Annotated in this window: 12 protein-coding genes and 1 pseudogene; 4 read left to right on the forward strand and 9 right to left on the reverse strand. The window is 41.6% G+C overall.

Features of this window, described 5'->3' with window-relative positions; translation table 11 throughout:
- Window position 1: 1 nt before the first annotated feature.
- The 4 genes and pseudogenes from ACVS9P_RS09070 to ACVS9P_RS09085 form a co-directional block, all read right to left on the reverse strand.
- A complete protein-coding gene (locus ACVS9P_RS09070; protein WP_452103231.1) occupies window positions 2-457 on the reverse strand; it encodes a GyrI-like domain-containing protein in 456 nt (151 codons plus the stop codon).
- Between the two features lie 4 nt (window positions 458-461).
- Window positions 462-1,328, reverse strand: coding sequence for an AraC family transcriptional regulator (locus ACVS9P_RS09075; protein ID WP_452103232.1), 867 nt, complete (start codon window positions 1,326-1,328; stop codon window positions 462-464).
- A 1,389-nt stretch (window positions 1,329-2,717) separates the two neighbouring features.
- A complete protein-coding gene (locus tag ACVS9P_RS09080) occupies window positions 2,718-3,296 on the reverse strand; it encodes a TetR/AcrR family transcriptional regulator (protein ID WP_452103233.1) in 579 nt (192 codons plus the stop codon).
- Between the two features lie 165 nt (window positions 3,297-3,461).
- Window positions 3,462-3,599 (reverse strand): annotated as a pseudogene (locus ACVS9P_RS09085) (Maff2 family mobile element protein); the annotation flags it as partial.
- Between the two features lie 122 nt (window positions 3,600-3,721).
- On the opposite strand from ACVS9P_RS09085, the gene ACVS9P_RS09090 reads away from it, so the two are divergent.
- Entirely contained in the window at window positions 3,722-4,933 is a 1,212-nt protein-coding gene (locus ACVS9P_RS09090; RefSeq protein WP_452103234.1) for a cupin domain-containing protein, read from the forward strand.
- Between the two features lie 503 nt (window positions 4,934-5,436).
- On the opposite strand, the gene ACVS9P_RS09095 is transcribed toward ACVS9P_RS09090, so the two are convergent.
- The 4 genes from ACVS9P_RS09095 to ACVS9P_RS09110 all read right to left on the reverse strand — a co-directional run bounded on the left by ACVS9P_RS09095 (window position 5,437) and on the right by ACVS9P_RS09110 (window position 10,442).
- A complete protein-coding gene (locus ACVS9P_RS09095; protein ID WP_452103235.1) occupies window positions 5,437-7,479 on the reverse strand; it encodes an FtsX-like permease family protein in 2,043 nt (680 codons plus the stop codon).
- A complete protein-coding gene (locus ACVS9P_RS09100) occupies window positions 7,466-8,230 on the reverse strand; it encodes an ABC transporter ATP-binding protein (protein ID WP_452103236.1) in 765 nt (254 codons plus the stop codon). The genes ACVS9P_RS09095 and ACVS9P_RS09100 overlap by 14 nt, the downstream gene beginning before the upstream one ends.
- 110 nt (window positions 8,231-8,340) lie before the next feature.
- Complete coding sequence (locus ACVS9P_RS09105) at window positions 8,341-9,735, reverse strand: sensor histidine kinase (protein ID WP_452103237.1); 1,395 nt, start codon at window positions 9,733-9,735, stop codon at window positions 8,341-8,343.
- Complete coding sequence (locus ACVS9P_RS09110; RefSeq protein ID WP_452103238.1) at window positions 9,735-10,442, reverse strand: response regulator transcription factor; 708 nt, start codon at window positions 10,440-10,442, stop codon at window positions 9,735-9,737. Before ACVS9P_RS09110 ends, ACVS9P_RS09105 begins: the two co-directional genes overlap by 1 nt.
- Window positions 10,443-11,206: 764 nt before the next feature.
- Here ACVS9P_RS09110 and ACVS9P_RS09115 point away from each other — a divergent pair.
- From ACVS9P_RS09115 to ACVS9P_RS09125, 3 genes are all read left to right on the forward strand, one after another.
- Window positions 11,207-11,491 (forward strand): hypothetical protein, encoded by a 285-nt coding sequence (locus ACVS9P_RS09115; RefSeq protein WP_452103239.1) that lies wholly within the window; start codon window positions 11,207-11,209, stop codon window positions 11,489-11,491.
- Window positions 11,492-11,993: 502 nt separating this feature from the next.
- Entirely contained in the window at window positions 11,994-12,689 is a 696-nt protein-coding gene (locus ACVS9P_RS09120; RefSeq protein WP_452103240.1) for a flavodoxin family protein, read from the forward strand.
- Between the two features lie 316 nt (window positions 12,690-13,005).
- Complete coding sequence (locus ACVS9P_RS09125; protein ID WP_452103241.1) at window positions 13,006-13,128, forward strand: hypothetical protein; 123 nt, start codon at window positions 13,006-13,008, stop codon at window positions 13,126-13,128.
- 207 nt (window positions 13,129-13,335) lie between these two features.
- Here the strand turns inward: ACVS9P_RS09125 and ACVS9P_RS09130 are convergent, their stop codons facing one another.
- Window positions 13,336-14,172 carry a MerR family transcriptional regulator gene (locus ACVS9P_RS09130; protein ID WP_452103242.1) on the reverse strand — a complete coding sequence of 279 codons (837 nt, stop codon included), beginning with the start codon at window positions 14,170-14,172 and terminating at the stop codon, window positions 13,336-13,338.
- Window positions 14,173-14,248 lie beyond the last annotated feature (76 nt).

Below are 14,248 nucleotides of genomic sequence, written 5' to 3' on the forward strand. Positions count from 1 at the left end.
CTTAATCCTCCCTGATTGGAAACTGAATTTCTGTAATATAATGATTCGGGTTCCCTTTCAAAAACATTCCGGGGCCTTTGACGTAAACCTCACGGAACGGCGGCTGTAATTGCAGCTTATGCTCTGCGGCATATCGGCTGATCGCTTCATAAGCATGAGGTAAGGTTTCATAGGGGCCGGTATGCATCGTACAGACAGCCTTGACAAAAGGTATTTCCTTTATCTCAACTCCATTGCCGATTGGAGTTTCCTCAGTTGGTACACATAAATCCATATCGCCCATTTTCGTTTCCGGATTCATCACATAGTAGCAGAAAAATGGCGCACCGTTTGATTTTCCCTGAATCGACTTAAAAACGTTAGGAAAAAACTTATTTGCCTCGGTCGCAATTCCTTTGTAGTGCATAAACGCAACACGAACCGGTTCAATAGTTCTGATTTCAACTTGGTAATCCACTTTCTCAATTCTCCTTTTCTTTTTTTACCGCAATCCAAACTTCGGAGTGCCCTGCCTTGGGGCTTTTCTCGCTGATCGGATAAACTTCAATATCCGGCAGTTCTGCGTAAGTATAACCTGAGAATGGAAGCCACTCCGTAAGGAAGCGTCTGAAAATGTTTTGAATGGATTCTTTAAAATATCCGTCGCTCTCAAAAATTACCCATGTCGCCGCCGGAATTTCATATTCAAACATATCTTTTGGCACAGGCTGATCGGTTGCCGCCGCTATGTAATAATAAATTTCGTCGGGGGTTTGATATGCGGTAATTCCCAGCACTCCTTTCGGAGACTGGTTTGACAGATAGCAGATTTCTGGGAACTTGCTGCTTTTTAATGTCTTTTCCCAGAAAGGCGGGACGTTCTTTTTGTTTTCTTCCATATCCAATGTCAGAGGAATACGGATGCCTACAATGCGCGTGGCTTCTTTTTCTTCGACCCGATAGGGCATAACATTACCTCCTGTAATTTTGACTAAAAACTGAATAGGCGGGTACGCATTCAATACACTTCCCTGCGCTTTTGCAGAGATTGGGGAAATTCCATGCACACTTTGAAATGCCCGGTTGAAAGAGGTAGGGGAAGTGTAGCCGTATTTGAGTGCCACATCAAGGACTTTGCTGTCTGTCGTCTGCAATTCAAACGCCGCCTGTGTCATTCTTCGACGCCGGATATATTCGGATAACGAAATACCAGCCACATAGGAAAACATTCGCTCAAAGTAGTAGGTGGAGCAGCACGCGATTTTGGCAGCTTCTTCATAGGAAATCTTACCGGCTAAGTTCTTTTCGATGTAGTCGATGGCTTTGCTCAGATTCTTCAGCCATTCCATTTCTTCACCTTCCTGAGATCATCATACAGTATCAGGGAATTTTAATCCTCGCTTTTGATGTCCTGTTTTGTAAACTCCACTTTAGCGCATTAAATTTTTTATATCAAGTGCAGAAAAGTGCAGGAAAATGGTTGATTAACTATTATGACGGTCCCACAGAACTTCAATTGATCTTGTCTCTGTCCGTAAAATATTGATTGTTGACATGTAAAATTCATTCGTTTCGTTTTTGGGTAAATAGGTAATTGAAACGGAGTTCAGTAAAGAGCCACGATGGGACAAGACTTTGGTCCAAGCTACCCCGAAGTGGTGCAGCTTGTCCTTGCAAATGGTTAAAAAAATGCCCAATGGGAGAGTATCCCATTGGGCAGAATTATCTGTAGAAAAGATTAGGCTTTTTTTGAAACATCAACACGGATTATTCGGAAATATTTGATGTCCACCTTTCACGCCGGGCCACATGATAACGGTCTGATCGTTCTTGTAACTAAGATGGACATCAGAAAAGCCCCAAAACTCACGCAGATTTGGAGAGCCCCTATTTTAGAAAATAAGGCATAAAAATTGTCCCGCCAATCCCATGTTTTTTTGTTTGGTGGTATGTGGCCAATATCATTTGCTTAACTGCTCGAGTAAAATCCAATCCGATAGTTTCTATTATATGATTATCATGCTATTTTGTTAGAAGATAGCCAAATCTCGCCACTATTGATTTTATTACGATTGCAACTGCTAAAATGATTAAGGCTGTTCTCGGTTCCCCAATGATTGGCAGTTTCCATTTGAATACTTGCGTTAAAAATGTAAGCATCGCAACGGTTCCAAATATATATCCAAGTATGCTCAATGGGCTGGCTGGAGCAGCAGATATGAATTTGCCAACACTTATAGTGCACATCAACATTCCAACAATGCCCAAAATGATGACAGCCGATCTTGGGCCTTGTAACCCGAACAGTTTATGTTGAGACAATCCAAATATCGTGATTCCCCCTGTAATTATGATCTCGAAAATAAGCAAAGATATATTTTTCATGTTAGTTCCTTTCTGCTCAACAGGTTTTCAGTTTCTGCTTTGTCAAACACATTTGTCCTTTCAAACAGCTCTCCCCATCGTTCCGCACACATTCCCTCTTTTGATGATTCATCCATGCAGATACGATTTGCCCGTGCATAACACTCCACACAATGCAGGTTGCAATACTTTCAATCAAAAATGGTGACTCAGAAGATACAAGTGCATCGGATCGCAGCCGTCTTTGCGCAGCTGCCTTTTGTATTTTTGTGGCCCAGTTCAAAAAACGGAGTCCTTTTATATTGAGTTGAGAAGGCCCTATCGCGTCCCGGAACATATGTACAATGGAACATTCATATATTCGGTGAGTTCCACTATTTATTATTCTTTCCACTGTCCGGCAAAAAGAGTTCCAGTTCCCAGTCAATAAGCTCAATAGTCATACCTTCTTTTGTCAAGTCAATTCCGGTATATCGCATAAATGCATCCGTTCGATAAAAAGCCAGCTGTAAAAATGAGATCATCTCATAAGCAATAATACGGCATTCTGCTTCACTTCTTTTCATGCCGAAGTGATCTCTGATCTCCGGAAGTATAAGCTGTGGTAAAGTGATTTCATCTTCCAAAAGCAAATGAGGGACATATAGCTTTGTGTAGCGCTGGTATTTAACAACAATTTGACAAATTTCTATGAAAATATGCCTCAACCGCTCTTTTGGAGATTCGGATGGATTCCCAGGGGACTGAAAGATACCAGCTGAAACATCCAAAATTCCAGATACAGCTTGAGAAGTAAGGGCCTCTTTTGAGCCATAATAATAGTTGATCATAGCAAGGTTTACTCCTGCCCGGCTAGCTATCTGACGTGATGTGACTTTTTCTGGTTGTTCAGCTTCTTTCAGTAATTCTATTGTTGCTTTTAGCAAAGCAACCTTTTGATTTTCATCTTTCATTTCATTCCTCCAAATTAAACGTGTTTTAAACACGTTTAATTATATGCAGTCCAAATAGAATTGTCAAGAAAATTTTACTATATAACAGAGTATTTGTACCTATCTAAAATCACATTAATTATCTATTAGCTGTCATTCTATTTTCTTAGCTTTATTACTTCCTTATAGGCCCTGCCCATTTGTTCCCGGATTGTCATTGCCGTCCCCTTCCAGAAGGTCGGTTGTGCCCCAAATAGCAAGGCCCGCTCCGAGGGCAATCACCAGGGTCTGAAAAACGCCGATTGCGGAATGAGAGAAACTCATAGTATCACCTCCAATTTTGATTTTGGAAATGTACGGGTAATTCAAGATCATGATAATCATATATAAATCTTTAAATAATTTGGAGGTTAAATATAAACTCAGATATTGAAATTCAAAAAAAATTGGATGAACTAAAAAAATCTACGATACCGGAACCAATCAGGAGTGACGGTGCCGGCGCAAAAGATCTGGGTCCAAGAGATTTACTTCGGGATGGACAGAATACAGATATGTTGGTACCTCCTTCTATGGATTATGGTCTGTTGCCAAACCTAAAATTTTCATTCTCCGATACGCATATGAAACTAAAGTACGGAGGTTGGGTCAGGGAGATTACCCAACGTGAACTTCCAATCTCTACCACTTTCGCAATGGTTAACATGTGTCTTGCACCCGGAGTCCGCGAAATGCACAGTCATCTGCAGTCTGAGTGGGCTTATATGCTTGTGGGCAGCGCACGTATCACTGCAGTCGATGAACGAGGAAGAAATTTTATCGCCGATATTCATCCCGGAGAAGGATGGTTTTTTCCTGCCAATATTTCACATTCGATTCAGGGACTGGAAAACGGATGCGAATTTGTACTTTTATTTGACAGCGGAGATTTTTCAGAAACAAACACCTTCTCAATTTCAGAGTTGTTTGCTCATTTTCCCAAGGATGTTCTATCTGCCAACTTTGGTGTCCCAGAAAATGTATTTGATTCCATTCCCAAAGAGGAATTATATATCACTTATGGAGGCGATCCCGGTAGCCTTGAAAGTCAGGAAGTTTCTTCGCCATATGGTAAAGTACCGTTCTCTTATAAACATGAACTAATTAATGTCACTCCTACTAAATCTCCGGGAGGTTCCGTACGCATCCTGGACTCTCATAACTTTCCGGTCTGCAAGACGGTTGCCGCCGCATTGGTCGAAGTGGAACCAGGCGGGATGCGTGAAATATACTGGCATACAAATGAAGACGAGTTTCAGTATTATATATCCGGCGAAGCCAGAATGACTGTTTTTATGCCAGGTCCCAGAGCACGTACATTTAACTTTCGAGCAGGTGACGTAGGATATGTGCCTGTCGGTGCATTTCACTATGTACAGAATATTGGAAAAGAAAAACTAGTATTTTTGGAGTTCTTCAGAAGCGATTATTTTTCCGATGTATCACTTGCACAGTGGCTGGCTATGACACCAAATGAAGTTGTGAAGTCATGCTTGAATCTGCCAGACGATTTCATTAATTCTATTAATAAGACCAGTACGCCTGTTGTAAAATATCCAGGATATGAATTTCCAAAGGCTCAGGGCACACCACAAAATATAAGCCGAATCGGGCATTAAAGTTAAGTAAACAAATATGCATAACAATCTTCTCTAATCATAATCTTTTCATAATGGTTTCGGAACCATGCTTTTCAACCCCATTGTGTACCAAAAGCTGACGGGTATTTTGAATAATATCATACTGCAAAGTTTTTGCCAGCAGAGTTATCCGTTTGCTGCAAACCAATACGGGCAACAAGCAGAAATGAAATTTTGCAATATAAAAGCGACTGGCCTACTTTAGGTAATAGCGCGCAAATTATGTGGATTCAGATGTAAGCACCGCTTTCTGACTGACCTTAGGCCCTTGATATTACTGGATTTTTTAAATAAATGCCGTAACAACACTTGTCCCATCAAAACTGGTTTGCGTTCATTCCGGATTGAACCGCCAAAGTACCGCGGATGATAGCCTTTTCCAACACCACGGCGGCAGCAGTACTAATTACTGTCATGACTTTGAAATATTCGTTGTGTTCGCTTCATAGAACACGGGAGATGGCACTCCTTCCAGCATTTTTTTAGTCTGCTTTGCCTCCGTTGGCTCGCCTCCATACAATACCGTAATAACTTTTGACAGAAAGTGCATAAAAGACGGCATACACTGCTACGAAAAGGATCGCGGCCATTGCGGCGTTTTGAAGTGTCGGTGTCTGCTGACCCATAGATCCAAGCATCCGATTGTAAGTCAACAGTGCAAACGCAGTGTGGATCAGCCCTACGAAAAGCGGAATCCCATAGATAAGCCCCAGCTGTTTGGCAACAGAGGACAGTACCTCTCCCTTTTTCATTCCCGTTTTTCGCAATATTTCATGCCGCGGCGCTTCTTCCTGCGCTTCCATGATAAGTTTGTAATACATCACACTTCCCGATGCCAACAGGAACAAGATCCCCAAGAAAAAGCCAATAAACACATAGGAGCCAAACAGCGCAAAATTTGCCTTGTATATTCCGATATAGCTCATATTGCCCGGCAGCCCGCTGGTATGAAAGCGTGCCGGTATGAACTGATTTATTGCGTCGACCGTGCGTCCGGACTTCATGTTATCATCAAACTGAAATCCGTAAAATGTGTCAATTTCATCCGTACCGGCCTGCGAACGGTAGCGCTGATAGGTATTGTCGCTGACTACGACAGTCGGTTTCTTATACAGATCCAGTGCACCGATATATTTGTGCTGTGAGGCGCCGTTTACAGTATAAGGAGTCTCTTCACCACGGAAGCTTACGTTTATTTGCTGACCCGGTAATTTCTTGCAGTAATCAGCTACCGCATTTCCGTCAATGAAATAACAGGTTTGATCGTTAAGCCCCCCTGTAAAATCCGTACGTGTTGCGCTGTAGGAGCCCTTAACCGTATGGGTTTCCGAGATGATCCTGAGGTACATACTTTCGGACATCAGGTAGGCGTTTACTTTTTGGCCGGGTACAGCTTCTCCGGTCTGCTGATCCTTAACCGCATACTGATCATTCTGCATAGTAACATTGAGCAGTTCGATCTTATCCTCTGCGGTGATTTTGACATCACCGATACTGGAGATTGTTTTCAGAATTTCGTCGTGCTGCTGCCCGGTAATATTTTTCGCCAGATAGGAAAACGGCGCATAACATTCAGTAGCATCTCCCTTTATCGCACTGTAAAAGGAATAAGATGCGCTTACCATTGTGATTGTGATAGCCGTAAGCAGCGCGATGACAGCCAGCATTTTAGAATTTGCTTTCAGCCGAAATGCGATCTGAGAAACGCTGATAAAATTAGACGTTCGATAATAGAACGGTTTTTTCTTTTTCAGTGAAGCAATTACCATTGGTATAAAATTACGAAATAGGAATAAGGTTCCGACTGTAACACAAACGGCTCCGATAAAAGTAGGAAACAAAAGGTTCATACCACTAACATCGACATCCATTTTTGCCGAAATCACATAACCGACTGCCAAAAGCACTAGCGCAGCCACCGCTCCCAGAGGAGAAAAGGCGGGTACTCCCTCTCTTTGCTTAGCTGCAGAAAGCAGGTCAATCAGAGTGTATTTATAAATAGTTTTATAAGCCTGGATGCCACTGAAAATGAATAGTGCAATAAAAGCAAGGATTGTCACAAGAATTGTTTTCGACTCCACATGAAAAGGGATGGAAGTTTCCTCCGCCATAAGCCGCATCAGAAGCGAGGTGAAAAAGCCCGACGAAAAAGTTCCAATCAATATTCCGAAGGCGACTGCCAGAAGACCGATTAAAAATGTTTCAAGGAACATCATGACGGCAATTTTTTCTTTTCTCATACCAAGCAGGGAGTAAATTGCGATTTCCTTTTTTTGCGTTTTTATAAAATAGTTGCCCGAGTATAAGACAAAAATGATGGCAAATAAGAAAACAGCAACAGCGGCCCCACGAAACAGCACCGACATTTTCCCTGTGCCAAAGCGATAGTTTTCAAAAGTTGGATTATAATACATGGAGCAGAACAGATTGAAAATCACCACGGAGAAAGAAGTACTGAAAAAGTAGATCAAATAACTGCTGAATTTTTTCCGAACATTTTTAAGTGCAATATTAGTAAAGGTCACGACTGTCACCCCCAAGCTCCGAAACAACGCTGATAATGCTGTCATAAAATTGTTTTCGGGTGCCGCCCTTGATAACTTCTCGATACAGCAGACCATCTTTGATAAATAGGATGCGCTGGCAGAAGCTTGCTGCGAAAGCGTCGTGAGTAACAAGCAGGATCGTGGCAAGCTGTTCTTCGTTCAGATCCTGCATACATTGAAGCAAATCCCTGGCAGATTTTGAATCCAGTGCACCGGTAGGTTCATCGGCTAAAATCAGTTCCGGTTTGTTTACAATTGCTCTGGCTGCAGAAGCTCTCTGACGCTGCCCACCGGACACCTCACAGGGATATTTTCTTAAGAGCTTTTCAATTCCCAGCTGCACCGCCACATTCTTTACCTGCCTGTCGATTTGGCTTGCCTTTTTTCTGCACAGAATTAGCGGAAGAGCGATATTTTCTTGAAGCGTCAGCGTATCAAGGAGGTTGTAGTCTTGAAAGATGAAACCCAATCGATTTCTGCGAAAGTCGGAAAGCGCCGGCTCCTGAATTCCGCATATATTCTGATTTCCAATGGTAATATTGCCTGAAGTAACGGTATCAATTGTTGAGATTACATTCAGCAGCGTGGATTTTCCCGCTCCGGACGGTCCCATGATACCAACAAATTCGCCCTTATTTACTTCGAAGCTCACGCCGTCGAGTGCAATAGACGGCACACCTGATCTTGTCCCATAATTCTTTTTTACATTTTTTACACTAAGTACTGGCATTTTACTTCCTCCTTATAATAGCCCCATAAAAAGAAGGGCAACGGTTCATATCATCATGATAGACCGTCGCCCTTATATCAGTTTTCAGTTAACCTTAACTAAACCTTAAATTATAATGGAAGCTCTATTGTGATAGTAGTACCAGTGCCCTGCATGCTTTCGGCACAAATTGTTCCCCCATGCGCATCAATAATTTGCTTTGCGATTGCCATACCAAGCCCGGAGCCTTCTGCTTTTATCTCGGTACTTGTGCCCCGATAATAACGTGTGAACAGACTCCCCAGCTCCTGTGCTGTCATACCGTTTCCATTGTCTGCAATGACCAGTTTAATACCGTTATCGACATCAAGAGAAATTCTGACCTCTGTGTTCTGGTCATTATGTGTCAATGCGTTGACGATAATATTTGTGATTGCCCTTCGAAGCAGCAAAGGGTCAAAAAGACATGTCGCATTTTCGCTGTTTGTAATAAAGGTAACATTACGCCCCTCGAAATCAGGTGTATTCAATATATCTATGATAACTTCCTTCACAAAACGAGAGATGTTCATCGGTTCTTTTTTTAAAGGAAGCATATTGCTTTGCAATTGATAGGTCAGTTTCAGGTCATTTACCAACTGCTCTGCATATAAAGTATTTCTCAGTATAATCGCACCATATTTCCGTGATTGTTCAGAGGATATATCAGTATTTCTCGCTGAAAGTAATTCGGCATATCCACGAATAGGAGCAAGTGGCGTTTTCAGATCATGTGTAATGTTCTCAAGCCATTCCTCCCTAGCTTTTGTATCCTTTTCGCGCTGATTATCAGCCAATGCAATGTCGTGATTCAGGACGTTCAGACCTTCATAAATCTCCCTTAAAAAGCGTTGATTTAAAACAGGCTTATATGTTCTTGAAGCAATCGAGCCCAATAATGTTCGGATTCTTTTGTAGCTTTTTGAAATTACTACATTATAGAAGATAGTGAGTGCAAGTATCAGCAGTATAGTCAATATGATCGTTGTAATAATCAGCGTTTTCCCCGAATTGTATCTGCCTGTATCCACATACATGATGGTCTTTGAGATATTCAAAGGAAAGCCAATCAGATAGGAATAGGAAGCGTCTCCCGCATCAGTGCTGTTTACGAATACGGAGTATTGATCGGTACCATATTGATAAAGCTTCAAAAGCTCATACGGTTGATACGCATCGGATACTGTAGGCGGCTTATCATAATCACATACATCCTTGCCAGTGGCGTCCAATATCTGAATCCAAAGACCGTTTTCTGACAACAAGTCCTTGCCCGTGTCTGATATAGTCGGCGTATCGTCACTCAAATTTATATGCTGTGAAAAATCAAGTGTAAACTCTTTAGGCCAGTTACTGTTTATGATTTTTCCGCTCGGTGTCCTTGTGGTTGTCGTATAGAAAATGGTAAAAGCTACGGTCACAATAATACCGACAAGAAGAACAACAGGGATGATAAAGAAACGCATCAAATCCTTAGACAGTTTCATTACTCATCACCGCCAATCAGCTTATAGCCCAGTCCCTTGACTGTTTTGAGCCGCTTGGGATTGGAAGAATCATCCTCAATTTTTTCACGGAGATGCCGAATGTGAACCATTATTGTATTATCACAGACGACACTTTCTTCACCCCATATTCTCTCATACAAGCGTTCCTTGCTGATAATCTTATTCTGATTTTCCATCATAAATTGAAGAATACCGTATTCTTTAGCTGTCAATTCCAGCAACTGTCCGGCCTTATACGCGCAACAGGCATCCGTATCAATCGTTATATCACCAGCATGCAGCGTCATGCTTTTTCGCGTCGCAGTATCGGCCCTCGCGTATTGCATCCTGCGCAGCTGGGACTTAATGCGATATACGATTTCTTTTGGACTGAACGGCTTTGTCACATAATCATCACCGCCAGAAGCAAGGCCGAGTATCTTATCAACATCATCATTCTTTGACGATAAGAACAGGATGGAGCAATGGGAAAACGCGCGGATTTGTCTGCATACCTCAATGCCGTCGATGTCGGGCAGCATAATATCGAGAACAATTACACCTGGCTGAAACTCCCGGCAAAGGGCGACGGCATCTTTACCGGCATATGCTCTTTTTACGTTTGTTAGCCTTTCTTTTCTCAGAACTTCTTCCAGTAAATCAACAATATCCTTTTCATCATCGACCAGCAGTATTTTGTCTATCATTTTGTGAACCCTCTTTTACACTTCATTCTTCCATCGGTAGACTTCTTGGTGTTTTGGGGAATACCACATCCGGCTAAAGTGAATCACACCGGGAAGACGGTTTTCTTCACACGGTTTTTGTACCCGCCGTTCTGAAATGCCCATTTTTGAACGGCGGGTGGGACAGAAATATAATTCATAATCTTATCATCCTTTTGGACTTTTTATTTAATCATATACGGCTAGCCGAATAATAGCAACAAAGCAACTGTAAAATGGATTTATCGTTTGACGCCATACATTCATAAATTGAGCTAATTGTCCTTGAGAGTATGCAAACTTTTCTCTGCATTCTCTTATCTTGTTTTCCAAGTAGACGCCTCCCTGTCAAGTTGGCTTAACAAAAAAACTGCTTTTCTTGTTTACACAGTTTCTATCTAACAGATGTTGCAAACAAGAATTATCAGAACTATAATAGCCTCGTACAAACTGAAATGGGTAACGCCCATGGTGGAAAATGGAGACCGAACCCAAACAAGCTGAGCAAATCAACGCCTTGTTGGCAATCCTGGCGATATAAATAAAGATGGATACAGGGAGACACATATAGGTGATAATGGGTTAGGCGACAAAGAACGCTATAATACAGATCATGGCAGCGCAAAATTTCATACCAAACCTCATGATCATATCATAGCGTGGGAAAACAATCATTCAAATTTTAGTAACCAATTAATTATTCGGACGGCGCTCCGGAATTTAAAAAATATGGAGGCTATTCTTACATGGGAGGAAAAATTATTCAAGGGAACACCCCGGAACAGAATCGCTTTGTCAGTATTAGTGATTTCAAGTGGTGTATGAGTTGCGGCGGCGAAGTGGAATTTGATTGGGCTGGTCAAAAATACGGTGTTTCTCATACGCAAGAAAAGATCATTATCTATCTTTACAACCAGCCTGATACGACGAAATATTTTAGCACCGCGGATGATGCCCTGGAATACATGGTCGGTAAAGACAGACTACGCGATATAATCACGCAGGTAACAGTAACTGACCGAACGATATAAAATAAAAATTATTAATATTGTTGTACAAGCCGAAATGAAAAGCATCTACGGCAGGCAATGAATCCCCCCGCAAAACAAACGATAAGATTTTATAGAGCCTGTCAAAATACAATTTCGAAACATTATAAATAGAAAATAAAGAAGGAACAAACGGTTATTGGATATCTGTAAAATACGACATAACCAAACTTCAGATTTCTCGAATCATGATATTAACGATTTGTCGAATGGAATATCCGGGCAGGGATTGATGCATAGATTGACTGCATAAAGCGTCTTAATTTAATGAACCGTATCAAAGACCATATTTACGGCCTAAATGCAAAAAAAGATACTGTCCTTATAGGGTTTTCAGCATCAACGATACCCCCATTATAATTATAATGGGGGTATCTCCCCTTCTGTCCAAACTTCGCAGTTTGTTTACTTAATTTCATATACTGTCATGTAGGAAGAATAAAGATAAAAGTGAATCATAAGATTGAGAGGACTGAAAACAGCCATGAAAATCACAGTTGTAAATGGGACACCGCAAAAAGGTGTTACATATCACATGAAGGAAATGTTTCTCGACCATTTGAGGGGCGAAAATGAGATTACAGAGTTCTATCCTGAAGACATACCATCCTTCTGCGTCGGATGTAAGACCTGTTTCCTCCGGGGAGAGCAGCTATGCCCGCACGCAGCGAAAACGATGCCGATCTGGGAAGCTATGCTGAAATCCGACCTATTAGTGTTTGCCTATCCCGTATATGCGCTTAGAGCTCCAGCCTCGATTAAATCGCTGCTGGATCATCTTTGTGTCCATTGGATGGTTCACAGACCCGACACGCAAATGTTTTCCAAAACGGCGGTAATCCTCACAAACAGCGTTGGTGCTCCCAACGGCTCGGCACAAAAGGACGTCAAAACGAGTCTCTCGTGGATGGGCGTCTCCAATGTTTACACTTGCGGAGCCGGCATGATGGGCGATGTTATATGGAACAAGATTTCGGACGAACACGTCAAAATGCTGAAAAGAAAAACAGCTGGGATGTATGAAAAGATTAGGGACCTGAAACCGCAGCGTATGAAGTTACGGGAACGTGCAAAGTTTTTCGCCTGCAAAAAGATTCACAAGATGGCACTGAAAAGTGAAAAGACGCCGGGTCTTGACAATCAGTATTATATAGATCACGGATGGATAAAAGCAAAGTAAGTACCAAAATCCGATATAATGGATTTAGATCCTATCCCATTTGCAATTACCGCCATATTAGTATAGAGATAAAATAAATCTATGATTTTCAGTGAGCTTATTGAATATTGCCTGACACATCCTGATACTTATGAATACTATCCGTTTGATAATATTTCGGATTCGGACGGTGCTTGGATAGTCATGCGCCATTGGCTGAACAAAAAGGCTTCGCACTTATCTACGAGCACAAAGGACTGTGTGTTAATCTAAAATGCGAACCAAACTGTGCTGATTTTTCAGACAAATATATAACGGCGTAACACCAGCCTAACACATGAACAATGAAGAAACTGAAAAAGCGTATCACACCATCGATGAGCTTTTGGAATACAAAGTGGATGGTGACCGGCTGTGCAATATTATTACGAAAGTTACAGTGATAGACCGTACTATTTAATTGTTTCATTTAAGTTCTATCCGGTAGCTTTTTATCTCAATTAATCCTATCTCTAAACTGAGCAAATGACTCCCTGACAAAAGTCATTTTATTCCGCACCCACACGAACGAAATGGCTTTCTTTTTCAATAGGATTTGACCCTTACTCTTGAAAAAATTAAGCGGGCACTTCTTTAGTGCCCGCTATTTCTATGTCTTTTACTAAGGTTAAAATTTTGAATTTACTGATTTACTGCCGCTATCTGATCTAGATATTCTCTCAATTGGAAACAGAATTCCAGTTTCCAATTCTTCTGGTGATTTTACACTGTTTTCGTCTTTTATATATCGTTCAATCGTAGGTCCACAGATTCTATACTCAGGATGATCGGAAATCCACGAGCATAAAGCGCTGTAAGCGTAGTGAATTTCTTCGTATGGCCCGACATGCGTGGTGGCAGCGCAGAGCTGCTCCGGGATTTCACAAATATCGGGATCATCCCCTGCAACTTGGACCTGTGCTTCCACGTCCATGTTTTCATAAGAAAATTCTTCTCCATGATAGAGTAACTGGGTTACACCGACACGTTTCAGCCTACGCTTTTGCATCTCCTGCTTCAGCTCCTGAAACAACCCATGGACTTCGCCAATATTAATTTTCCTGCGAATGCCAAGAACCCGCTGCTGCGGAGTCTCCATTACAATAACGTCATATTTTTCCTGCATAAATTCCGATTCCTCCATTTTCATCAGATCGTCTTCCATATGGCGGAGTGTTTTTCTCATACCGTTCAGTTCCTCATACGCTTTTAACACACGACAGTGTATCTTCTGCGCTAAAGCTTCCCGTGAAAGTGGAATCATATCCCGAATTTCAGAGAGTGAAAAGCCATACTGCTTTAGGCTTTCGATTTTAAGCAGAGTATTTAGCTGAAGTGTGTCATAATAACGATACCCGTTTTCTTCGCCCATGTGAGCAGGACAAAGCAGACCCATACTGTCATAATAGCGCAGCATACGAGAAGAGACATGCGACAGTTTTGAAAATTCGCCAATTGTAAGCATTTCGATCTCCTATAATTTTATGAACCGGTTCATTGTTTACAGCATACACCTTGACACTGTGATAAGGTCAAGAAGT

The organism is Caproicibacterium sp. NSD3 (assembly GCF_053613275.1).

What these genes read in the sequence shown, in the direction of transcription:
- ACVS9P_RS09075 (WP_452103232.1), bottom strand. Translation starts at nt 1,328, where the DNA reads ATGGAATGGCTGAAGAATCTGAGCAAAGCCATCGACTACATCGAAAAG.
- ACVS9P_RS09080 (WP_452103233.1), bottom strand. Translation starts at nt 3,296, where the DNA reads ATGAAAGATGAAAATCAAAAGGTTGCTTTGCTAAAAGCAACAATAGAA.
- ACVS9P_RS09100 (WP_452103236.1), bottom strand. Translation starts at nt 8,230, where the DNA reads ATGCCAGTACTTAGTGTAAAAAATGTAAAAAAGAATTATGGGACAAGA.
- ACVS9P_RS09105 (WP_452103237.1), bottom strand. Translation starts at nt 9,735, where the DNA reads ATGAAACTGTCTAAGGATTTGATGCGTTTCTTTATCATCCCTGTTGTT.
- ACVS9P_RS09110 (WP_452103238.1), bottom strand. Translation starts at nt 10,442, where the DNA reads ATGATAGACAAAATACTGCTGGTCGATGATGAAAAGGATATTGTTGAT.
- ACVS9P_RS09115 (WP_452103239.1), top strand. Translation starts at nt 11,207, where the DNA reads ATGGGAGGAAAAATTATTCAAGGGAACACCCCGGAACAGAATCGCTTT.
- ACVS9P_RS09120 (WP_452103240.1), top strand. Translation starts at nt 11,994, where the DNA reads ATGAAAATCACAGTTGTAAATGGGACACCGCAAAAAGGTGTTACATAT.
- ACVS9P_RS09125 (WP_452103241.1), top strand. Translation starts at nt 13,006, where the DNA reads ATGAACAATGAAGAAACTGAAAAAGCGTATCACACCATCGATGAGCTT.
- ACVS9P_RS09130 (WP_452103242.1), bottom strand. Translation starts at nt 14,172, where the DNA reads ATGCTTACAATTGGCGAATTTTCAAAACTGTCGCATGTCTCTTCTCGT.